19 protein-coding genes and 1 tRNA gene are annotated in these 24,162 nt (G+C 37.2%); 5 read left to right on the top strand and 15 right to left on the bottom strand.

The genetic code is table 11. The annotated features are described in order from the left end of the window. Window positions 1-2: 2 nt before the first annotated feature. From ABXH06_RS08495 to ABXH06_RS08475, 5 genes are all read right to left on the bottom strand, one after another. A complete protein-coding gene (locus ABXH06_RS08495; protein WP_353517944.1) occupies window positions 3-527 on the bottom strand; it encodes a PepSY domain-containing protein in 525 nt (174 codons plus the stop codon). Further along, window positions 497-1,477 carry a WD40 repeat domain-containing protein gene (locus ABXH06_RS08490; protein ID WP_353517943.1) on the bottom strand — a complete coding sequence of 327 codons (981 nt, stop codon included), beginning with the start codon at window positions 1,475-1,477 and terminating at the stop codon, window positions 497-499. Before ABXH06_RS08490 ends, ABXH06_RS08495 begins: the two co-directional genes overlap by 31 nt. Window positions 1,478-1,486: 9 nt before the next feature. Further along, window positions 1,487-1,948, bottom strand: a complete 462-nt coding sequence (locus tag ABXH06_RS08485) for a methyltransferase family protein (protein WP_353517942.1) — start codon at window positions 1,946-1,948, stop codon at window positions 1,487-1,489. A 134-nt stretch (window positions 1,949-2,082) separates the two neighbouring features. Further along, the gene (locus ABXH06_RS08480; RefSeq protein WP_353517941.1) at window positions 2,083-5,247 is read right to left on the bottom strand and encodes a WD40/YVTN/BNR-like repeat-containing protein; all 3,165 of its coding nucleotides are present in this window, start codon (window positions 5,245-5,247) and stop codon (window positions 2,083-2,085) included. Between the two features lie 136 nt (window positions 5,248-5,383). Next, window positions 5,384-6,343 carry a GGDEF domain-containing protein gene (locus ABXH06_RS08475; RefSeq protein WP_353517940.1) on the bottom strand — a complete coding sequence of 320 codons (960 nt, stop codon included), beginning with the start codon at window positions 6,341-6,343 and terminating at the stop codon, window positions 5,384-5,386. 372 nt (window positions 6,344-6,715) lie between these two features. Between ABXH06_RS08475 and ABXH06_RS08470 the strand changes: the two genes are divergently transcribed. Together ABXH06_RS08470 and olsF are read left to right on the top strand one after the other, a co-directional pair. After that, a complete protein-coding gene (locus ABXH06_RS08470; protein ID WP_311580888.1) occupies window positions 6,716-7,510 on the top strand; it encodes a UDP-2,3-diacylglucosamine diphosphatase in 795 nt (264 codons plus the stop codon). A 29-nt stretch (window positions 7,511-7,539) separates the two neighbouring features. Then, complete coding sequence (gene olsF / locus ABXH06_RS08465) at window positions 7,540-9,255, top strand: bifunctional ornithine lipid synthase OlsF (RefSeq protein ID WP_311580886.1); 1,716 nt, start codon at window positions 7,540-7,542, stop codon at window positions 9,253-9,255. Between the two features lie 104 nt (window positions 9,256-9,359). On the opposite strand, the gene ABXH06_RS08460 is transcribed toward olsF, so the two are convergent. Next, complete coding sequence (locus tag ABXH06_RS08460) at window positions 9,360-10,400, bottom strand: MJ1255/VC2487 family glycosyltransferase (RefSeq protein WP_311580883.1); 1,041 nt, start codon at window positions 10,398-10,400, stop codon at window positions 9,360-9,362. Continuing rightward, on the bottom strand, window positions 10,397-10,918 hold the full coding sequence (locus ABXH06_RS08455; protein WP_311580880.1) for a phosphatase PAP2 family protein: 522 nt from the start codon (window positions 10,916-10,918) through the stop codon (window positions 10,397-10,399). Before ABXH06_RS08455 ends, ABXH06_RS08460 begins: the two co-directional genes overlap by 4 nt. 335 nt (window positions 10,919-11,253) lie before the next feature. On the opposite strand from ABXH06_RS08455, the gene ABXH06_RS08450 reads away from it, so the two are divergent. After that, entirely contained in the window at window positions 11,254-14,022 is a 2,769-nt protein-coding gene (locus ABXH06_RS08450; protein ID WP_353517939.1) for a methyl-accepting chemotaxis protein, read from the top strand. Window positions 14,023-14,075: 53 nt separating this feature from the next. Here ABXH06_RS08450 and ABXH06_RS08445 read toward each other — a convergent pair. After that, window positions 14,076-14,151, bottom strand: a tRNA-His gene (locus ABXH06_RS08445). A 198-nt stretch (window positions 14,152-14,349) separates the two neighbouring features. Here ABXH06_RS08445 and ABXH06_RS08440 point away from each other — a divergent pair. Next, window positions 14,350-14,886 (top strand): DUF1285 domain-containing protein, encoded by a 537-nt coding sequence (locus ABXH06_RS08440; RefSeq protein WP_311580874.1) that lies wholly within the window; start codon window positions 14,350-14,352, stop codon window positions 14,884-14,886. Between the two features lie 56 nt (window positions 14,887-14,942). Here ABXH06_RS08440 and hemN read toward each other — a convergent pair whose 3' ends face one another. From hemN to ABXH06_RS08405, 7 genes are all read right to left on the bottom strand, one after another. Continuing rightward, window positions 14,943-16,313 (bottom strand): oxygen-independent coproporphyrinogen III oxidase, encoded by a 1,371-nt coding sequence (hemN, locus tag ABXH06_RS08435; RefSeq protein ID WP_353517938.1) that lies wholly within the window; start codon window positions 16,311-16,313, stop codon window positions 14,943-14,945. A 126-nt stretch (window positions 16,314-16,439) separates the two neighbouring features. Next, window positions 16,440-16,928 carry a DUF2489 domain-containing protein gene (locus ABXH06_RS08430; RefSeq protein ID WP_353517937.1) on the bottom strand — a complete coding sequence of 163 codons (489 nt, stop codon included), beginning with the start codon at window positions 16,926-16,928 and terminating at the stop codon, window positions 16,440-16,442. 9 nt (window positions 16,929-16,937) lie between these two features. Continuing rightward, a complete protein-coding gene (gene yihI / locus ABXH06_RS08425) occupies window positions 16,938-17,510 on the bottom strand; it encodes a Der GTPase-activating protein YihI (protein ID WP_311580861.1) in 573 nt (190 codons plus the stop codon). Window positions 17,511-18,329: 819 nt separating this feature from the next. Further along, a complete protein-coding gene (locus ABXH06_RS08420) occupies window positions 18,330-18,860 on the bottom strand; it encodes a VOC family protein (RefSeq protein ID WP_353517936.1) in 531 nt (176 codons plus the stop codon). A 149-nt stretch (window positions 18,861-19,009) separates the two neighbouring features. Further along, window positions 19,010-20,788, bottom strand: coding sequence for a M61 family metallopeptidase (locus tag ABXH06_RS08415; protein ID WP_353517935.1), 1,779 nt, complete (start codon window positions 20,786-20,788; stop codon window positions 19,010-19,012). 103 nt (window positions 20,789-20,891) lie between these two features. Then, window positions 20,892-21,752 (bottom strand): formyltetrahydrofolate deformylase, encoded by an 861-nt coding sequence (purU, locus tag ABXH06_RS08410; RefSeq protein ID WP_311580844.1) that lies wholly within the window; start codon window positions 21,750-21,752, stop codon window positions 20,892-20,894. A 123-nt stretch (window positions 21,753-21,875) separates the two neighbouring features. Beyond that, window positions 21,876-22,106 carry a VF530 family protein gene (locus ABXH06_RS08405; protein ID WP_311580839.1) on the bottom strand — a complete coding sequence of 77 codons (231 nt, stop codon included), beginning with the start codon at window positions 22,104-22,106 and terminating at the stop codon, window positions 21,876-21,878. 155 nt (window positions 22,107-22,261) lie between these two features. Between ABXH06_RS08405 and ABXH06_RS08400 the strand changes: the two genes are divergently transcribed. Next, entirely contained in the window at window positions 22,262-24,142 is a 1,881-nt protein-coding gene (locus ABXH06_RS08400; protein ID WP_353517934.1) for a methyl-accepting chemotaxis protein, read from the top strand. The last annotated feature ends 20 nt before the right edge of the window (window positions 24,143-24,162 follow it).

The following is a 24,162-nucleotide window of genomic DNA, read 5'->3' as shown; positions in this document are numbered from 1 at the left end:
GTTTAACGCCTTTTATAATAAGGATAGAAAAAGAGGAAAAGGCCCGTAATTAGTAACGTCAATAAAATCAGAGCACTGGGAAGCATTAGCCAAAGGTTGGCGTTATCTTGAAAATAAGTTCCATCATGCAAACTCTCAATAAAATCAGAACGTCGATATGCCACTTGTAAGATATCCGCGGTGTTACTGTCGAGTTGAATTTCCCATTGGCTATTCGTACGGACTTTTATAACCCCTTTATTGGGTCTTACGTCTAAGCGGTCGATATCTTGCCAGCTATTAACATTGGCTTGCGTTACAGTTTTTACTTGCGTGATAATCTGTTCAAAACTAATAGAGGGTATCTTTTCAAGCCCCACTTTAGTTTCAGGTTGCAAATAAGCAAATTCTTTTCTCACTAATAATAAAATACCTGAAATAATCACAACAAGTAGAGGAAGTGCTGCAATGATGCTGCCCCATTTATGAATTTTACGATTAGTACGAATAAATGACATTAAGGTTTTTCTATCGCTTTGATTGGCCAAGTTTCATAGACTCCGTCACTCGTGATTGTGGCTATTTCAGTTGGCTTGATTAATTTAATGTTGAGAACCGATGAACGATATTTATCTTTGTATTTAAAAGCGTGCCATTCACCAAGTAAAGCACCATCCTTCACCTGCCATAATTGTAACAATTGTTTAGGGGAAGCGGTAAGTAACCATTGATTATTATGCGTGATGATTGAATCATTAAATTCGATAAATTTAATGTTGCTCGCTAATTCTGAGAATTTTTTACCAATTCTTAAGAGCCAAAACCAACGATCTTTAATGGCGTCTAAAGTAAAAGCGACTTTAGCATCTGCACTCATCACGACATGATTTACCCTAGAGGCATGGCTAAATGTTTGTAATATTTTGCCAGTGCTTGCTTGCCAAAAAGCAGCGGTTTTATCACTAGAACCGGTGAGAACTTTAGTGCCATCAGCAGAAATACTAACACTGTTTATGTCGAGTCGATGTGGTGTATACGTTTTAATAGTATTGTTTTCAATAGAAACAATACTTGCTTGACCACTTCGAAAACCAAAAACTAATGTGCGCTCATCGTCTGACATAGCAATATCATTGATGATATTATCTCCGGCTGTCCAAACGGTTATCAGTCGGCCACTGGCTAAATCGTATAGATGTACATTGACACGATTTGAGGTATAAAAATATCGCTTATTTTTTGATATGCCCAATAACTCAATAAGTTGAGCTTCTAACCCTTGTAAACAATCGTATTTTTTAGTGTTTGTTTCATTGTTCCATAAACATATTTGTTGATTATCGCTAGTGAGTGAATAGTGACCATCGTCAGAAATATCAGCCGCTTTCAATACTTTATCACTGTAGTGCTGTTGTTTATTGGCTAAAGACGTTTGAATATTGTGTTCGGAACACGAAACAATCAAGCATAAACTGAATAATACAAGGTAGATTCGCATAAACTTTACCTATAACCATCGACGAACAGACGCACAATAATCAATAAATTCTTGATGAAAAAGTTGAGTTAGCATTTGTTCTTCAGGTTTGATTTGAAAGTGATTGATATAAAAAATAAAGCCAAGAATCAAGAAGATTGTCATTGGGTTGGCCAAATAAAATCCCCAACCCAGTAAACAACAAAGCATACCAAGATACATTGGGTTTCTGGTATATTGGTAAATGCCGTTTTTCACTAAAGCCGTTGTAGTTTCCGGTTTTGTTGGGTTTACGGTCGTTTGTGCTTGTTTAAAAGCGAATGCGCCAGTTAAGATTATGGTGCCACCAATGAGCACAAACAATACCATTAACGGCTGTGCGATATTTCTATCATATAAGGTGAGTGGCAGCGCTAACTGACAAAGCCACATTAAAGTAGCGAAAATTAATACCAGCAACAGCGGTGGAATTTTTAATGCGAGTGTAGTCATCAATACGTCAATTATTCTTTTAATCGTTAGCATAACTGAAATTAAAAAGTGCTGCTATTCTCTCAAGCACTTTTTAATAAGTTAAAGGTCCATTGAAGCAATGAAGCACTTTCCGCGATTCATTCCAAATTCCATTAGATATTTACGGATAAAGTAGGGACCTTAAGATCGATCATTAATTGATTAAACCGAGGTAATTGTGTTTGTTGTAATTCATCAAATAACGCTAACTGAGCTAAAATTTTATCCGTGACAATTTTAGTAACTTCTAACTGTTGATTCGTTGGTCGCATATTTCCATAAACAACTGAACCATATACGGAATTAAGCTTATCATTTAATTTTACAGGAAAGCCAAGCGGATCCTGTCGCGCCTTACTTTTGGTTTGGTATAAAGTGTTTTCAATCTTGTTCATTTTTTCAAGCATGTTAGCAGCTAATTCATTTAATGCCTGATAACTGTTATCGTCTTTGAGCTTGGCTTGAATTGTTTTGATAGATTCTCGTAAGGCGCGAATATTACCTATTGCTTTGTGGGTGTCTTCTAAGGTCTGCCATACCGCTTGCGCATAACTAAATTGTTGTTCAAAGTCTGCTGAAGTTGCTTGAGTTCTTGGATCAGTTAATACGTTAAAACGTTGGCTTTGTTTGATAAAACTATCGGCATTCTCTTCACCGTAACTTAATTCAACAAGGTATTCTCCTGGGATCACTTTATAGCCAATCATGCGATTTGCCCATAGCATCATGCCATCAAATCGACGAGGAGGAGTGGTACGCATATCCCAAGTAAAGCGATTAAAGCCTTTTGTCACGTTGATATTATTGTGTTTTTCTTTTGCCGTTGTTGAAAACTTTCTTAATAACCTACCGTTCATATCTATGAAGCTGAGCGTTAGTGCTTGCTTGCCGGCTTTATCTTTTTCATGCGTCGACTTGGTTAAAGGCTCGTGGGGTAAATAGAAACTGACTTGAACGCCTTTGCTTAGGTTTTTGCCTTTTGGTCCCGGTGCTGATGAGGCGGAAACATCTAAGCGATAACTATCACGCGGTTTAATTAGGCGAATATTCTTATCAAAATCAGCACTGTTAAATGTCCGAATTGCTGTTAAATCATCAAATAACCATAAAGAACGACCTTGTGTCGCTACGATTAAGTCATCATTTTTAACCGCTAAATCTGTGATGGGTACTTGGGGTAAATTCAGTTTAAAAGGCTGCCAATTTTTGCCATGGTTTAAGGAAATATATAATCCATTTTCAGTTCCTGCATATAGCAAACCCTGCTTTTTAGTATCGACGCGAATCACACGGGTGAAGTGATTTCGGTCTATACCTTTATCAATACGTTGCCATGATTTTCCATAGTTTTTGGTATGAAATAAATAAGGCGTGAGATCATCTAGTTTGTATTGCGTTGCCGCGACAAATAACCCCCCTTTATTAAACGGATCAATTTCAATGCTGTTAATTTGTGCCCATTTTGGGAGTTTACGAGGTGTGACATTTTTCCACGTTTTACCATCATCTTTACTAATGTGCAGCAAGCCATCATCGGATCCTGTCCAAATAACCCCTTGTTCATGGGGTGACTCTTTTGCGGCAAAAATTGTCCCGTAATATTCAACACTGGTGTTGTCCTGTGTAATTGGTCCTCCTGAAGATTTGAGCGTGTTCGGATCATTACGGGTTAAATCAGGACTGATCACTTGCCAACTTTGCCCCTCATTATCTGATCTAAATAAATGATTTCCGGCCGTATATAAAATGTTGTCATCGTGAGGGGAAAAGAAGATAGGATAATTCCATTGGAAACGATATTTAACGGCTTGGGCGCCAGAGCCCATATAAGATTCTGGCCAAACGTTTATAGCTCGACTCGCTTTACTTTTATGATCATAACGAGTCATGTAGCCCATGTACGAGCCACCATAAACAATATCTGGGTTGCTGGGTTTTGGCGCAATATGGCCACTTTCTCCGCCCGCCGTTGGTTCCCAATCATATAAATCGATACCACCACCATCTGAACGATGGTTTATCCGTAAAGTGGAATTATCTTGTTGAGCAACATAAATACGGTAAGGAAAATGGTTATCTGTGGTGACGCGATAAAATTGTGCGGTAGGTTGATTGAAATAAGTGGACCAACTTTTACCACCATTATATGAAATCTGCGTACCCCCATCATCTGAAATTGCCATTCTATTGGGGTTATGGGGATCTAACCATAAATCATGATGGTCGCTATGAGGGGTTTTAATCGCGGTAAATGATTTTCCACCGTCAGTTGATTTATGAAAATTTACATTTAATACATAAACGGTATCTATCGCTTGCGGGTCTGCATAAACACGCGTGTAATACCAAGCGCGTTGACGTAATTTATTCTCCTTATTGACTCGCTTCCAGGTTTTGCCGGCATCATTAGAGCGAAATAATCCGCCATCTTTTGCTTCAATCATTGCCCAAACGGTATCTGAATTTACCGGAGAAACAGAAAAACCGCTGATACCCAACACTTCACGGGGTAAGCCTTTATTGTTTGAGATGTTTACCCAAGTCTCTCCACTATCAACTGACTTCCAAAGTCCTGAGCCTTCTCCGCCTGAAGACAAACTATAAGGGGTTCGTTTAACTCGCCAAGTCGATGCATATAAAACTCTTGGGTTAGTAGGGTCCATTTTTACATCAACGGCACCAACTTCATCATTGACATAGAGGACTTTTTTCCATTGTTTGCCACCATCAACAGAGCGAAAAACACCGCGTTGCTCATTTGCCCCATATAAGTGACCTAACGCGGCTACATATACAATATCTGGATTAGTAGGATGCACTTGAATTTGCGGGATATGACGTGTGTCTGTTAACCCGATATTACTCCATGTCTTGCCATTATCGGTACTTTTCCAAAGACCTTCACCATGAGAGACATTACCGCGTAGGGTTTTTTCTCCACCGCCGACATAAATAACGTTGTTGTCTGAAGGGGCAATAGCTATATCACCGATCGAACCGCCAAAAAAACCATCCGAAATATTTTTCCAGCTTTGTCCACCATCTTTTGTGCGCCAAACACCACCGCCGGTTGTGCCCATAATAAACGTTGTTTCATCACCAATGATCCCTTCTACTGATGCGGAACGCCCACCCCGATAAGGGCCGATAGATCTAAATTCTAAGCCGTTAAATTGATCGTTGTAAGATGGTTTTATGGATTTCGCCGCATATGATGCAGGTATAAAACAACACAGGATGAACGTGAGATAAAACAATTTTTTGGACAGTATAGACATGCCAATCCTTATTATTAGTTATTGCTAATGCAATGTTTATTATGTGAATAAGAATATGTGAAAACACTTAAATTACAAGGGAAAGCAAATCAAACTATGTTTTAATCGCACGTTTTTGATAGGAAGAAAAACAAAATTAGTTTTCGTTCGATGCTTGAATACGATTTCGACCTAAATCTTTTGCTTTATATAAACATTTATCGGCATGATTGATCACCTCATCGATACCAGCGTCCATTTCAAACTGAGCAATACCCATGCTGATGGTAATTTGAATGTTATGTTCTTGGTAATTGATGACATGATTTTCGACTTTGCTCCGTATTTTTTCTGCGATGATCGCGGCATTTTTTGCAGAGGTTTGCGGGAGTATAAATAAAAATTCTTCTCCGCCCCATCGAGCTACACAATCTTGTTCTCGAATTTGTTCATTAAATAGTTTGGCTAACTCTATTAATACCGCATCTCCTGCATTATGGCCATATTGGTCATTCACTCGCTTAAATTCATCGACATCACATATTAAGATCGATAACTTTTCTTTGTTTCTACTTAAGTGAGATTGTTCTTGCTTTAAAATATCATAAGCGACACGTCGATTTGATAGATTTGTTAGAGGATCGAAGTTTGCAAGCTTCTGATATTTATGTTTTAACTCGAGAGTTTTCTTTAATGCATGATCTCTGGTGTATTCATACAAAGTCGTTAAAAAAGACACCGTCAAAAATGAGTAAATTAATCTCAATTTAAATTCAATTGGATAAATAGCATGATATGCAATGTTGGACGGTATAAACATTATCAAAATGATCAAGGTAGTAAACACAGCTATATCGATTAATCCTCGTCTAAACCCATGAATAGATAATGAAACAGGCGCTACAATATAAATCCATAAAGGCCCCGTATTGGCAACGCCCCCAGTAAAAACGAGAAAAAACATCAATAAATAAAGCGAATAAAGAACAATGGCTGAACTAAGCTGAATATTTTGATGTTTTTTACAAACATAAAATCCTAAATAATAAATAAAAGTTGCAACAAAAAGCATAGCTGACAGGAAAAAGCTTTTGGTGAAAAGCGCTAAAAGAGCCATGCTTGTGCATATGAGCATTCCTATTTTAGAGAACAGTAAAATAATCGACGGCTTATATGGAATTTCTTGGTAAAGATTATGTTTTATTTCTTTCAGCAAAGCATCCGGCCTTTGAAGTCATTAGAAGATAAAAGTTTATTATTTTTTGCGCACACGATTCTGAGAGAATCAAATTAATCCACTTCTTTCTATTATGAAGTTAAGTATGAGTTGAGGTGCTCAATAATTCAACTCACGTGAGAATTTTATCTACGGAATAGCAAGTGCCAGTGCTTTGACTGCTCTAAATAATTAATAAATTCTATTTTTGTCATATTACTGCCATTTAAATTGCTTAAGTTTAATTGTGTTGACTATTCATGGGGTTTTAACATGACAATTAAACACCGATATAAAACAGTATGGTTATCTGATATTCACTTAGGTTGTAAAGATTGCAAAGCTGAGTATCTGCTAAATTTTCTTAATAATGTTGAGATAGAGACGCTTTATTTGGTTGGCGATATTATTGATATGTGGGCGATGTCGAAACAATTTCGCTGGCCACAATCTCATAATGATGTTTTACATAAACTATTAGCGTTATCTAAACAAAACACCCAAGTGATTTACCTGCCGGGAAATCATGATGAGCCCATTCAAAAATTTGATCAAATGCATTTTGGCGATGTAGAAATTCATCGTCAATATGTCCATATCACAGCTAAAAATGAAAAGTTATTAGTTCTGCATGGTGACCAATTTGATCAAGAAGTGTGTTTAGGTAAATTTCATAGTTGGATGGGTGATAAGGGCTATGACTTTCTGTTGTTTTTAGATCGGTGGTTTCACAAAACATTTCTTCGAAACGAGCGTAAATACTGGTCATTGGCACGTTATATAAAACGTCATGTAAAAAGTGCTCAAAAAGCGATATCGCGATATCGACAAGCAACCTGTCAAGCAGCAAAAGATAAAGGCTATGACGGTGTTGTCTGTGGTCATATTCATCATCCAGAAATAACCATGGTAGATGGTATTAGATATTTAAACGATGGTGACTGGCTTGAAAGTTGTTCGGCTTTGGTTGAAAACCAAAAAGGCGATATTGAATTAGTTTATTGGCCTTATATTCAGCTAGCAACGACGAAAGAAGCGTCAGAATGCCAATCACATCACGCGGCTTAAACTTTATTTTTAGTTGAGTAGTATTAAATATGTATACAGTAAATGAAATTATAGATCGCCATTATCCGCAAGTGTCAAACAAACCTTGGCTGTCTGCACCATTGAAGTTTTGTTTGAAAAAGCTGCTTCATGAAAAAGACATCCAACAATTTGAGCAAGATTATCCGCATTGTTTTGGTTTGGAGTTTGTTGAGCAAGTACTTGAATACTTTGAAGTAAGTTATTCATGCAGAGACACTGAAAAAGAACGTATCCCAAGCCATGGTCGAGTAGTGATTATTGCTAATCATCCGGTGGGCTCTTTAGATGGTCTCGCTTTGTTGAAGTTGATCAGTGAAGTACGTGACGATGTTAAAGTTGTCGCTAATGAAATGTTAATGGCCTTTGAACCGCTGCATGACCTTTTATTACCGGTTAATAATATGCAAGGTGGTACGGCAAAAGCTTGCTTGGTAAATATTGATCAGCATCTACAAAATGAAGGTGCATTAATAGTATTTCCTGCTGGTGAAGTCTCTAGATTACGTCCTCAGGGCATAAGAGATACTGTTTGGCATAAAGGTTTTTTACGTATGGCAACTAAAGCGCAGGCGCCTATATTACCTATTAAAGTCAGCGCGAAAAATTCAGCGTCATTTTACGGAATGTCAATGATTTACAAGCCGTTATCAACGATGTTCTTAGTGAAAGAAATGTTTAAACAACGCTGTAATCATTTTCCTATGAGGATTGGTGAATTAATTGCGTATCAAACGTATGCCAACAACGGTATTCACATTAATCAGCAAGTTAAATTATTTAAAAAGCATTTATATCGAATTGGCACAAATAAGCCGTTAATATTTGAAAGTCAGAAAGCTATCGCTTTACCTGAAGGTCGTCAGAAACTTCGCAAAGCGATTAAAAAATATTGTCAGGTAATAGGCGAAACGCAAGACGGCAAAATAATCTACCTATATCAACACAATAAAAGTTCTTCGATCATGCGTGAAATAGGACGGTTGAGAGAAGTTTCTTTTCGAGCCGTTGGTGAGGGTTGTAATAAACGCCGAGATATAGACGCCTATGACAGTCATTATTTTCATTTAATTTTATGGGATAAAGATGATTTAGAAATAGCCGGCGCTTATCGACTTGCTAATGCATCTAAAGTTTACGCTGAAAATATGCTCTATTCTGCGACATTGTTTGAATATAATCCTCAAATGCAACAATATTTCTCGCAAGGGTTAGAATTAGGTCGTAGTTTTGTTCAACCTAAATATTGGGGGAAAAGAAGCCTAGATTATTTATGGTATGGCATTGGCGCATATTTACAAAAAAATCCTCAATATCGCTACATGATAGGGCCTGTTAGTTTAAGTAATAGTTATCCTCAAGCGGCAAAAGAGTTAATTGTTCAGTTTTATCAGCGGCATTTCTCATGTGATGAAAACTTGGCTAAAGCTATGTACCCTTTTAAGTTTGAACAAGATATTGCCAATAAAAACCAAGTACTGAATTATCAAGATGAATTTGTAGAACTAAAACATAAGCTAGCGACTATGGGAACAACAGTCCCGACCTTATATAAGCAATATGCTGATCTTTGCAAACCGGGTGGAGTTAAATTTTTAGATTTTAATGTTGATCCTGATTTTAATTATTGTATCGATGGCTTGGTTTTATTAGATTTACATTACTTAAAAGATAAAAAGCGTCAAAGATACCTTCCTGAAACAAGCCAAGCTACAGAGGCCTGTTAATTGAGTTATGCCTCGGCCCAACTTAAATTAATTTCTACAAAATTAACGCAGATCTTACGAAGATAAAACCTGCTTTTTAAGGAAAAAAAGCTCTGTGCTAACCTTTAAGTTGAGCGAGAACATTGCAAACCTTCAGGCCATAAATTTAATGTTTTATTGTTAAATGCCTGCCAGTTATTATTTGCAATCAAGGTTGCGATCGCTTTTGCGACATTTGGCAATGGTGGTAAATTAGCCGAAGCTTTATGGGTTAACCAATGTTCTATGTTATCGACAGAAAGTTCATCTATAACATCAGCGTATTTTAATTGCTTAAGCGCTAAGGCATTAGAGTGTTGCTCCATTTGACCATGTAAAGCTTTGGTTAAGATAGGAATTCCAATATGCAAGCATTCGCTAATAAGCTCGAACCCTGAATTACATATTACGCCATCGGCATGTGTTAAATCTTGCTTAAAACTTAAGTGACTGGTTTGCCTTAATGCAACATTACCTGCTTGTGCATTAAATAAATCAGGAGAGTATTGAATAAATTGGGTCGCTGGGAAACGTTTCAATAAGCGTGTGATCTCTTTTTGATTCTCAAAAGGCAAATACACTAAAATATGTTGTTTGTTGGTACTGCGTTTTAGGTCCACATCTACAATTGGAGGTAAAACCGAGTTGTCATACGGGTGCCAGTGTAGACCAATATTGTATTTTGCAGGCGCAAAGTATTTCATGATACTGCGAGTTAACCAAGTATCTTGAGATTTTGGTGTATTATCGCCAAAGGCATATTGATGACCGATGCCAATCACTGGGACACCTTTTATTTTTGCTGCCCATGCTGTGACTGGTTCGAAATCAGTGATGACAAGATCGTATACCGCCAAGTCTAAATGGATAATATCGCTAATAAAACGGAATATATTATTATTTAACGCGGTTTTAAAATGATTAATACGACCATTCTCACTAATAAAAGTAAAGCCTTGCCTATGTTGATATTGTCCAAAAATGTCCATATCAAAAAATTTTTCTTTGGCTCTACCAGACAATAGGTAGTCAACTGAAAGGCCGCAACTTTCTAATTCTTTTGCTAAAACACGAGAACGCGAAATGTGTCCATTTCCTGTACCTTGAATACCATATAATATTTTCATAACCACCAACTTGCGAAATAACCAATGAATGTGCCTAAACTGGCTCCTGCTAGAATATCCGTAGGAAAATGAACGCCTAAAATGATGCGTGAAAGCCCAACCCCTGCTGCCCAAATAACGATTAAAAAAGCTTCGCTGCCCATGTAAGCAATAACTAATGTCGCCAAAAGAAATGACGCCATGGTATGACCTGAAGGAAAACTAAATTGGTCTGCAGGAGTAACCATCGAAAAAAAATAAGGAATAACCGCAGGAGGGCGAGGACGTTTTAAAGTGTTTTTCATTGAGAAATATACACTTCGCTCAACAGCAAATGCGGCAAGTGCAATCATGAAAAAGTCATACCCAGCTTGGCCATCTTTGCATAGTAAAATCAATGGGATCAAAAGCTGCATATAACCATCACCTGATCGTGAGAGCCATTTGATCGCCATGATGAAACGGCGATAACTATGTGACTTTACACACCAGAGTAAAACCCGACAATCATGTCGGTAAACATTATTTATGATGTTCATAAGCTCACAGTAAAGAGACCATATGACAAGCATGTGACAATCATGTGCTATTTAAGTGAAAGGCAAGAGGAGAATTGAAAGATACAACAGGCAATACCTTATCTGTTTTGTATTATTCCTGTTATTTTCGATGGCTAGCAGCCAGTTTATGACATAAGGAAAAGTTTTAATCACTTATTGTTATTAAAACTTTATTGGAGAAAATTGATCTAATTAATTTGGCTTACTATATTTTTATTAATGAAGTAAGCGCTTTCAATAACCGCAGATTTTTAACAAAAATTTCTACCAATAAACAAACAAAAATGGATTTATAACCAATAGGCAACCAAAATATGTTTAACTTTAATACGTTGAAAAATAAATTTACTTCGGCGTTTATCTTATTGGGTCTAATTCCCGCTATTGTTATTAGTGTTATTTCTACCATGAATAGCTCAGAAGATATTTCTTCGAAAGTTTATAATCAGCTAACAGCCATTAATCAAATTAAAAAACAAACTATCATAAACTATTTTGACGAACGTAAAGGAGATATGGGCGTACTCGTTAATTTCGCTGATACTATGCAAAATCAGGCATTTAACCAATTAACGGCAATCACCACCCTTAAGAAAACACAAGTAGAAGATTACTTTGCAAACAATACCGTTCAATTAGAAATGCTCGCCAACAACCGTGAACTTCAAGATGCAATTAAGGTGTTAACCGAAGATTTTTCAAATAAACCTAAGTGGCGATCTCGATTGGATCAATACGACAAAGCGTATAAATCATTACTGACTAACTTTGGTTGGTATGATTTTTTTATCATTAGTCAACGCGGCACTATTATTTACTCTGTTACAAGAGAAAGTGATTTAGGTCAAAAGATCACCGTTGATTTATCCGGTACTTCGTTTGAGAAAGCGTTTAATTTAGCGAGTAACAATGATGGTAGTGACAGTCATTTTGGTGACTTCCTTCCTTATCCTCCAAGTAATAACGACCCAGCTGCATTTGCGGTCAAACCGGTTACAGTAAATGGAAAACGCATTGGTTATATTGCCTATCAACAACCCATTGATAAATTGAATGCTATTTTAGGGCATAGAGAAGGGATGGGGGAAACAGGAGAGTCTTATTTAGTAGGGCAAGATAAATTAATGCGCTCTGATTCTTATTTAAATCCTAGTCAATATTCTGTTATGGCATCTTTTGCTAATAAAAATACCGTTGAAACTAAAGCTGCAAATAGCGCACTCAATGGTGAAAAAGGCACGCAAGTTATAATGGATTATAACGATAATCCGGTGGTGAGTAGCTGGGATTATATTCAGCTTAACAGTGGTGTTCGGTGGGCCATTATTTCTGAAATTGATGTTGCCGAAGCGTTTAATCCGATGACGTCTAACAATGAAGAATTTTATAAAACATATATTGAAAAATACGGTTATTACGACTTATTTTTGATTAATCCTGATGGCCATATTTTTTATACTGTTTCTAAAGAAGCTGATTTTAATACCAATATTTTAAAGGGGACATACGCTAACACAAATTTGGGAACATTAATCAAGAAAGTGAGCCAAACGAAACAATATGACATCATAGACTTTGCCCCATATGCGCCAAGTAATGATGAGCCCGCCGCTTTTATTGCGCAACCATTACTTGGCGCGAATGGGGAAACTTCGTTATTTGTTGCGTTGCAACTTCCACTTGAAGGCATTCAAACCATTATGGGTATCAGAGAAGGTATGGGAGAAACCGGTGAAAGCTATTTAGTTGGTAGTGATTTGAGGATGCGAAGTAACTCATTTATTGATCCCAAAGGTCATTCAGTAAAGGCGAGTTTTGCAGGCACTGTTGCCAATAATGGTGTTAACACTGAAGCGGTTAAACGAGCATTACAAGGTGAGAAGAATACGAATATTATACAAGACTATAATGGCAACCCAGTGTTGTCATCATTTGACCGTATTGAATTTGGTTCGTTTAATTGGGCGATAATTTCTGAGATAGATGAGCCTGAAGCGTTCGCTTCAATTAGAAGTAACACTTATTTTATGATGGGATTAATGCTCATCTTTACTCTTATTATTGCGGTAACGGGGTTGTGGTTTGCAAAACGAATTTCAACACCAATCATTGAAGTGGCCGCTGTTGCAGAAAAAGTGGCCAGTGGTGACCTGACGATGACCATTGAGCAAACCTCAACTGATGAAGTTGGTCAATTACAAAAGGCCATTAAACACATGGTGGCAAACCTATCGAGTATGGTGAGCACTATTTCAGGAATTTCCTTACAACAAGCTTCCACCTCTGAGGAATTAGCTGCAATCACCACACAAACGAATAAAACCGTTGCGGAACAACAATCTATTTCTGAACAACTCGCTACTGCGATGCAAGAAATGGGGTCTACGGTGAACGAAATTGCCCAAAGTACAGCAACCACATCAACAGCGGTAGATAACATTCAAGGGAAAGTACTCGATGGTTCAAATAAACTCAATGAAACTTATCAATCAATTATGAGCATGGCGACTCAAATTCAAGAATCAGAACAAAGTGTTAAACGCGTCAGAAGTGATTTTGACCAAGTTGTTCATATACTCGATGTAATAAAAGGCATTGCTGATCAAACCAACTTGCTGGCATTAAATGCAGCCATAGAAGCAGCAAGAGCGGGAGAGCAAGGGCGAGGTTTTGCTGTGGTAGCCGATGAGGTAAGACAACTAGCACAGCGAACTCAAGATTCAACCAAAGAAATAGATAATATGATCAACACCATAGTCAATGGTGCAAATTCGTCCGTTGAAATTATGTCAAGTAGTGTGACACATGCAACAGATGTGCAAGAGCATGCAAAAGAAGTGATGGAATTAAATAAAGTGGTTGAAAGTGAAATGCATCAGATCACTGACTTAAGTGCACATATTGCGACGGCAGCAGAAGAACAAGCCGTTGTGGTTGAAGAAATTCTACAAAATGTAGAAACCTTAAATGTTGGTGTTACCGAAACCAGTCATGCCACAGATAATATTGCAGAATCAAGTGTTGAGCTTGCTAGGTTAGCCACTGAATTAGAAAAAGAGTCGTCAGCATTTATTACCAAATAAATATAAAATTTGATTTTCGGTAAATTTGCAAGGTAACTATTTTGCTATGAGAATGGGGTGGCTAATGGGACTTGAACCCACGACAACCGGAATCACAATCCGGGGCTCTACCAACTGAGCTATAGCCACCACTGATATTACTTGAGGCGCCTTGTCCTATAGGTGACAGGAAAAGCGCGGAGAGTATATTGCATTTATATCTCGATTGACAAGAAAAATCTTTGCTTTATCGCCAAAGTGTCCAAAAGATGTACCTTTGACTTTATTTTTCAATAAATCTCATCGTTTGTTACTATAAATGACCGCTTATTACCGTTAGGTGAAATCATGTCTTTAGATAAGTTATCAGAACAACTTAAATCAAATGCCACACAAAAAATGCCGCCTGTTGAGTTGTGGGACCCACCATATTGTGGCGAAATAGATCTCCAGATAAAAGCGGATGGCCAGTGGTTTCATAATGGCACGGCCTTTAAGCGCATGTCTCTAGTTAAACTATTTGCTTCGGTATTGAAAAAAGAAGCCGATGAATATTTTCTCGTTACCCCGGTAGAAAAAGTCAAAATTACCGTAGAAGATGCCCCATTGTTGATCACACAATGGATTTGGTTAGATGATGAACAAACCGTCATGCAACTAACTACCAATTTAGATGATACGTTTATCTTGTCTAAAGAGCATCCGTTGACTATCTCTGACGATGGCGGTCTTTACGTCACCGTTCGCCGAAATTTGATGGCAAAAGTCCATCGAAATGTTTATTACCAGTGGGTTAATTTTGCCCAAGAAGTTGATCAAGAAAACGAGGTAGCCTTAGCCATCACCAGTGATAGTGAGCAGTTTATTTTAGGGTATTTAGAGTAAAGGCTGATTTATGCTATCTAAAAATACCTCGACTGTTTCACGAGTGATTTTTTTAATTAAATCACGCGTGAAAAACGTTGTTGATTGATGTGTTGTTTCATGTAGGCGTCGAAACTCATACAAATTATACGTATCAGTAAACGTGCCTTTTGATCGACATGAATGGCATCTTCCGTTAACTCAATAAGACCATCATTAATAAAAGGTGTTAACAGCAATAAATCTTCTGAAAAGTAATCATCAAATTGGATATCGTACTTTTGACTAATAGTATGTTTATTGAGGTGAAGATTACACATTAATTCACGGATCACTTCGCCGCGGATCACATCATCTTGGTTTAATTCTACTCCTTTAATCTGCGCGTTTTTTCTTGATTCAATCGCTTTATAATACTCTTGAAGCTCTTTAATATTTTGGCAAAAAGAGTGTCCGATATTACTGATTGATGATACTCCTAGCCCTAAAAGGTCACAATTGCCTTGAGTGGTATACCCTTGAAAGTTACGATGAAGAGTGCCATTTCTTTGCGCGATAGAAAGTTCATCATTCGGTTTGGCAAAATGATCCATACCAATAAAGTCGTAACCAAAGCCGCACAGTTTTTCGATGGCGAGTTTCATTAAAGCAAATTTTTGCTGTACATTCGGCAGCCATTCATCGCGTAATTTACGTTGTGCTGCAAACCGACTCGGAAGATGGGCGTAGCTAAATAATGAAATACGGTCAACATCCATTTCATGAGCTTTATGTAAAGTTCTGGTAAAGGTCTCTATGGTTTGATGAGGTAGCCCATAAATTAAATCTATATTTATGGATTTGAAGCCTACTTTTTTAGCATGAGCGATAAAATCACTAATAAATTCGGTAGATTGCACCCGATTGATGGTTTCTTGTACTTTTTGGTCGATGTCTTGAACACCAATACTAATGCGATTAAACCCTAAGTCATAGAGGTGTTCAGCTAAATTCATTTCAATTTCACGAGGATCTATTTCAATGCTCATTTCCACGTGTTCTGCAAAATGAAATTTCGATTTTAATAACGTCACTAGTTTTGTGATTTGTTGATGCGTTAAAAAGCTTGGTGTACCACCACCCCAATGTAATTGTTTTACTGTGTATTCAGTGAATAATTCGGCGCGCGCACTAATTTCTTCTGCAAGGTACTCTAAATAAGTGTCAGCTTTGCTGCGATGGCGGGTAATTACTTTGTTGCAGCCACAGTAATAACAAAGACTATGGCAGAACGGAATGTGAACATATAAAGATAATTCACGATTAGGAGAGTTTTTTATTGCTTTGATAAAGTCTTGATCTGAAAAATCATCATGAAATTCTAAAGCCGTTGGATACGAAGTATAGCGAGGACCACTGGTGTTGTACTTATTTAATAGTGTACTGTCGAAAAATTGATTGGCTTGCATGAGCGTTCACTAAACTAAAAAACTATGAGCTTATTATAATGAAGTGACAGCTTGTGTTATTGATCACGCTCAAGCTTTAGGTGAACTATTGTCTTAAATAAAATATCAGCTAATGTAACTCACATACTAAGTAAGAGCGGCGACCCTTTCAGCAGCATATTGATGTAAAGTGTTTACATTTTCTTTTACTGCATCGGCTAATCGCGCTTCAATTTTTACCCGCTCAAAGTCGAGTTTCATTCGCTCTCGTTTTTCAAGTTTTTTACGTGCTTCTAAAATCGGCATATGTTTTATCGCTTCATAGAGCTCAAAGATAGCAGGAAATTGTTGATGATGATTTTCGCTGGTTTTGAGGGAGTCGAGCAATACCGACAGTCGCCAGCAACCTTCAGAAATATCACATTGTTCTTCTTTCATTGCTCTGACGATAATCACAATACTGTCGAGTATTTTCTTGTCATGCTGATTGAGAGAACGCTGACGTTCTTGCTCTGCTTGCGCTTGCTGTGCGGTTTGTTTTTTTAATTGTCGTAAGAGTTTAATCGCATAAAACGCTAAGGATGCAACAATAAGAACAGCGATTACGATTAAGTAACTCCATGGATTTGCAAACATTTAAATACCTTACTCGAAATCTGAAAATTTATTATTGTCTAACTTATCCCACAATGCGTCTTCATCAACTTCAGTATTAGCTTGCTCTGTTGACACTAATTCATCGTCATCATCTAAGCCTAGTTGCTCTCTTAGGTTGCTATGACGATCCATTTTTAAATTAAAGTAGTCAATTTCTTCTTCGCTTAGCGCTATTTCATCGTCTTGTTTTTGTAAAATCTCTTGAATACGAGCATCCGCTTCGATTTCATATAACTCTTCTTCTAACGCTTGTTGGTTATCAACAACTCGGATGGCCGCTATTGGCGAGGCTTTAGTTTGTTTCGGTGTGGATTGTTTTTCCGCCATCGGGGCTTTGGTTAAGACGATGGGCGTTTTACTGCCAATTCTTGGATCTTTATTCGTCTTTGAAGCAGCATTTTTATTTTGCTTAACTTGTGCTTCTTGTTGACGGTTGCCTGGCGCCTTACCGTGCTTTTTCTTGACTCTTTTATTGCTCACTTCTACGGTTTTTTTTCTATCTTCTTTGTTGGCGCTAATAGGAGCAATACCCGGTTTTCTTGATTTTTTCTTACGTGACATAATTTTCGAAGTTGGTTAACGAGCAATAACGCTATTTTACGTTAGTTTGCGAGGAAAAGGGAAATTCAATGAAAATATATCGCTTTTTTCGATTTAAAGAAGAAAAAACGACGGCATTGCCGTCGTTCATGAGATTATAAATTTGACTTAAACTGCAAATATTATAGTCCAATTCTTAAGTGGTAATCCTAACCTATTAGCACAGTCCCTGTAATTTTGAGTAATTTATACAATGTTCCAGTATTGTTATTAAGCTTCCCTAGTCTTTTATTTTTTTTGGTCATCTTGACACTTTTTTAGGCTATCCCTACTGTCCCCCTGGACAAGAAATAAACGATCTTCCTTAACTTTAGTTAACCATCCCTATTCGAATTTATCATATTCTTTGAATACATATTGCTGTCCGTGCAACATCATCCTTTTTATTATTGCTACTTTGTAGCTGGAAATACTTTACCGAAGTGAACGAATGGAGCAAGTAATAAATAAAAATTAATTGACAATTTAATTGATGTTTATTTATTAACTTACTGTTTTTATTTGTTAAATTCATGTTACAAATTTATTAATAGTTATCGTATTTGTTATTTAATGGTCAATGTCTTACAAGATTAATAGCCATTATCTTACGCTAGGCTTGTTTGAATTTTATACGAATATTTTCGTGGATTAGTGATTGTCTACCATAGTAAAGCTATCTTTTCATCGCTAAGTTAATGAATTTTAAGCCGAGATTGATCAAGTAATAAAAAAGCCCATAGCTAGGATATGGGCTTTCAATGATGCATCATAAAAATAATTAACTGCTACAGAGTAACGTTAATCGTGCTCGTGTAACCATGCTGCATGTTTAGGGGCACGTTTTGTCACTGCCCATTCATCTATCATGGCATGTGCAACGTCATTTAATTGTTTATATTGCTCAGGCGTACCAATATCCGCGGCTAATTCCAAACGATGGCCACTAGGGTCGAAAAAATAAATTGATTTAAACACCCCATGATGAACGGGGCCTAATACTTCGACACCTTTTTCAACCAATGACTCTTTTGCGGCAACTAAAGCATCAACATCAGCAACTTTTAACGCCAAATGTTGCACCCAAGCTGGCGTATTATGGTCACGGTCCATATCATCAGAGTTTGGTAGTTCAAAAAAAGCTAATACATTGCCCATGCCTGCATCTAAGAAAATATGCATGTAAGGATCAGGTGCTTTGGTTGAAGGGACTTCATCTTCAGCGATAGCGAGAACTAAATCCATGTTTAGCTTATCTTTATACCACTCAACGGTTTCTTTAGCATCTTTACAACGATAAGCAACGTGATGCACTTTTTCAATTTTGATCATTTTAGTATCTCTGCTGTTATTGTCTTACTTTGGCTAAGTGTAATATAAAGTAACTTTTGTTACTAATTTGTGCGGCTTTCGCCTACACATAGTCTTGACGATATTGTTCGTTAATATTTACACTCAGTGTCAAAGTCATAACGACAGCGTTAAATAATGACCTGCCATTTTTGACTAAGTGCCTTGTCTGTTTCAGATAAAGTGACGCCAGTTAACGGTGAGTCTGTAAACTGCAATGTACTCGTTAATAACTGATCATCACGTAAATAATGACAAATCACCTCACTATTTTCAGGTAAATAATTGGCTAGTTGTTGTATCGACTTCTCCGTAGCATGCATATTATCGACAGCTATAATGACATCGTTTACGGCTAAACTGGCTTTGGCGGCAGGAGAATCTTCAATCACTTGACTAACTTTTAAGCCGATTGACTGTGGCTTATAGTGGGCGCCTATGTACGGTACATAGTTTGTGGTAATTGTGGTCTCCATTTTATTCAGTTCTTTGAATTTACTGGTATTGAATGAAACGCCAACCTTGCTTAATAATTCAGACAATTCAACTCGTTTGGCAGTATTTAGTAAATTTTTAAAATCGTCACTGATATCTTCATTACACAATATATTCACGATATTAATAAAATCTTCTTGCTGAGTACCGATATTTGGACGACCAAAATGTATCCATAATTCTTTCATTAAATGGTCTAAACTGTATTGACCTGATGATTTTTCGCGAATGGTTAAATCTAACCATAATGCAATTAAAGAGCCTTTTACGTAATAGCTAACAATATTATTTACGGCGTCAGGACCTTGTTGATAAAATTTAGTCCAAGTATAAAAACTTGATTGAGTGACACTTTGTTTAAGTTCGCCTTTACCACGATACACACGTGTTGCAGCTTTACTTAAAATGGCTAAATAGGCTTCAAAAGTAATGATCCCTGCACGAAATAGGGAAAAGTCATCATAATACGACGTGATCCCTTCATACGCCCATAATTGTTCCGTGTAAGACTCTTTATCTAGCTGATAAGGAATAAAGGCTTTAGGCTTTATCCGGCATATGTTCCAAGCATGAAAGTATTCGTGGGAACATAACGATAAAAATGCTTGATAATCATCTGATAACTCATGTGGAGTATTGGGATTAGGCAAGTCGAAACGACTGGCTTGTAAAATGGTGGAGTTTTTATGTTCAAGGCCACCAAATCCATCGGCTAATAAATGGGTGATAAACCAATATTCTTTAAAAGGAACTTCACCAAATAAATTAATATGGTGTTGGCAAAGCTTACTCACATCAGATGAAATTCTGGCACGGTCACCATAATGTTTACTGGTGAAAACCATATGGTGAATCACGCCTTCCACTTCAAATTCAAAACTGTCGAAATCGCCAATGGCAACAGGGCAGTCGATAAGATGAGCATAATCATCGGCATAATATTCGCCAAAGGCATACTTAGCGGTATTTTTACTTCGAGGTAATCCCGTTGCTACACGCCAATGTGAATGATCACTTGGAGAAGATATGTGTAAAGAGCAGGCTTGTTCTTTAAGCTCCTCAATGGCCAAGAATGTTGAACTGCCATTAAAAAATCCGCGTTGATTATCTAAATAGGCGGTTCTTACGGATAAGTCGAAAGCAAATACCTGATAGTTGAGTGTAGTTTGCTTATTTTTTGCTGTAACTTGCCACGTTTGTTTGTCGATGGCGTGTAACTCAAGTCGGTTATTTTGTTCATCCGTTGCATTGATCGCAATCAGATTTTTCGCAAAATCACGGATCATATAACTACCGGGTAACCAAGCAGGAAGCGAAAGCGTGTAGGTTTTATCGGCTTCACTTTGAAAGTGAATACTTACATCAAATAAATGACTGTTGAGGTTTGAAGGAGATATTTTATATTGAACTGTCATTGTGACTAAACTCTAATTGTGCATTAGGGCTTTTATACCCTAATGCCAAAGAAATTCATAACGCCATAATGAGAAATAGCAAAAAAATTTTCACTAAATGATATTAAGTTAAAATAATTGTTTTATCACCATTTAAACAAATACGTTGTTCGGCGTGCATTTTTACGGCATGACACAAAGCTACCGCTTCTAAATCATGACCTAAATGCACCATCTGTTCGATGGTGAAAGCGTGGTTAATAGGCTTTACTTCTTGCACAATAATAGGACCTTCATCAAGGTCAGCTGTCACATAATGTGCAGTCGCGCCAATTACTTTTACCCCACGCTTATGAGCTTGATGATAAGGACGAGCTCCTTTAAAACTAGGTAAAAAGGAATGATGGATATTAATGGCGTGGCCGCGTAATTTATCACACATATCATCCGAGAGTATTTGCATATAACGGGCTAATACCAGAAGATCTGCTTGAGTTTCCTCAATGATGTTTAGCATTTGTGCTTCTTGTTGGGCTTTTTTTCCAGCTTCCATCGGCAAATAATGAAAAGGAATATCATGCCAATCAACCAGAGGCTGACAATCTAGATGATTTGAAACAACCGCAACAATGTTAACGGGCAAAACATTGGCTTTCCATTTTGTCAGAAGTGAAACTAAACAATGATCGTCTTTTGAAACGGCAATGACAATATTTGGAACATCTTCAACATTACGTAATTGATGCTGCATATGTAGTGGCGTTGCCAGCTCTTCAATACCTCGGCTGAATTCTTCCATTGGCACGGTCATGTTGCGATCATCAAAGGCAATACGCGAAAAAAAAGTATCGGTATCAGGATCACTATATTGCGCAGTTTCAGTAATAAACGCACCATGCTCAAATAAGTTTTGTGCTACTTTTGCTAACACACCAGAGGTGTCGGGGCACTGCCAAGTTAATATGTAATGATTGATTTCACTCATGTGAAGTTAATTTTTAGGGATGATGAAAAGAGTTTGCCAGTTTTAAAGGGATAAACAATCAAATTTATCAAATTAATTAGAAAACTAATGAATAAGCATATTCATTTTTTTAACAAGTGAAGATTACAGGTTGTGGAGCTTTTGCTTGTTTTTGATATAAAAAGCTTCGACTTTTTCTCTTGCCCAAGGTGTTTTTCGTAAAAAAGTTAATGAAGACTTAATGCTTGGATCATGAGTGAAACACTTAATTTTAATTTCTTTCCCTAAGGCTTTAAAACCAAAATATTCAACTAATTCAGTAACTAATACTTTTAAGGTGATGCCGTGTAATGGATTATAAGGCTGATTATTCAATGTTTTTGCTCATTTTCTGTTGGACAATTTATTTTACCAGTTAAGAGTTGCTAATACTTTACAAAAATTCATCTATGTAATTTTCACCGTATATTGGAACTTCACAGTGGCGATGATATGGTAGAAGTGGATTAATAATAATAAGTGAGTTGTGAGTGTTTCAATTTAAATTTGCCCATAAAATCATAGCAGTAAGTGTCTTGCTACTAATCATCGCTTTGTCAGTGTCGACAACAATTAATTACATATCGATAAAAAATGACACGCAAGCAAACCTCAATAGAGCCATCGACGAAATTGGCTACTCAGTGACAGGAAATATCGCAAACTGGTTAAATGGAAAACTCCGTATCGTTGACTCTATTGCCCAAAGTACCTCAGAAAACTTGGAAACAGCAAAAGTACTTAAAGTTGTACAACAAGCAGCGAAAGCGGGCGCATTTAAAAATGCCTATGTAGGTGTTGAACGCAGCGGTAAATTTATTTTAGATGATGAAACACTTGTGTTACCTGCAGACTTCGACGCTAGACAACGTCCGTGGTATACCCAAGTTAAACAATCGAAAAAGTCTTCATTTACCGAACCATATTTAGATGTCACCATTAATAAATTAGTGATTTCGCCTGTAGCACCTGTGATGCCAAATGGTGAGTTTGTTGGTGTAGCCGGCGGTGATATCGTCCTCGATGACATCACTGAAATATTAAACCAAATAGATTTTCTCGATTTAGGCTATGCCTATTTAGTGACATCAGAAGGCAAAATTTTAAGTCACCCCAATAACAAGATGGTCAATAAAAATGTCAGCGATTTGTTAGGCAGCCAACCCGCTTTTACTTCCACGTTAAATGAACTTGATGATACAAATATCGTTTCTTTTGTGCCGATAAATGGTATCGCATCAGTGAATTGGTACGTTGGTGTAGTGCTTGATAAAGAAAAAGCGTATCAATCACTCGTTTCAACAAGAAATACCGCAGTGTTAGTCGGTTTAGTGAGCCTGTTAATTACCATAATTTTGTTGCACTTTTTATTCGGCCACTTAATGAAACCTATTTATCATTTAAACGATGCAATTAAAGATATTTCAGAAGGAGATGGCGATTTAACACAACGACTGTCGGTTGATACGAAAGATGAAATTGGTCAATTATCATTAAATTTCAATGGCTTTATTGAGACGGTACATCGTTCAATGCAACAAGTTAAAGCCTCTACTGATACCTTGAGCGAGCAAATTGAGCAAGTACGCCAAAGTGCGCATCACGGAATTGAAATGACGGAACAACAGTTAAGTCGGGGTTCAAATGTCTCTAATGCCATCACGCAACTGAATAATGCTTCCGGAATAATATCTTGCAATGCGACTAAAGCGTCAGAGCTAACCAGTAGTATGCAAGATCAATCGCAAGCAGGAATGCTGGCATTAAATGATAATATTGAATCCATTCATCATTTGTCTGGCACTATGGCTAATTCGAGTGATGATATTGAAAAGTTAAATGCTGAAACTCAGAATATAGCTAGCATTTTAGATGTGATCAAAGGGGTAAGTTCACAAACCAATTTATTAGCATTAAATGCCGCAATTGAAGCCGCGCGAGCGGGTGAAGCGGGTCGTGGTTTTGCAGTGGTAGCTGATGAAGTCAGACATTTGGCTCAACGCACGCAAGAGGCTGCGGTTGAAATTGAAAGAATGATAGAAAACCTTCAACAAGGGACCATTTCTGTCGTGAGTACCATGGAAGAAAGTCAACGCAATAGCGCAGAAAGTGTTGAAAAAGCCACTATTGCAGATGATAAAATGCAAGCCATCATTCAAGCATTACAAGAAGTTGATCAAGAAAACCATGCCGTTGCCGAAGCTACGCTACAGCAAAGTGAAGTGATTAAATCAATTGATGAAGATATTATTCAGCTGATGGATTTAAACCAAAAAGGCGTTGAAAACCTTCAACAAACGGATCAAGCTTGTGATAGTTTACAAGCTGAATTTAGTGGTTTAAATCGCTTAATTGCTAAGTTTAAAGTGTAAATTCTTTTTAAAACACAAGA

Origin of the sequence: Thalassotalea sp. SU-HH00458, assembly GCF_040362795.1 — a bacterium.
GTDB classification, from domain to species: Bacteria; Pseudomonadota; Gammaproteobacteria; order Enterobacterales; family Alteromonadaceae; genus Thalassotalea_H; species Thalassotalea_H castellviae.
Note: the sequence above shows the minus strand (reverse complement) of the source record. Positions and strands in the feature narration are given on the sequence as shown.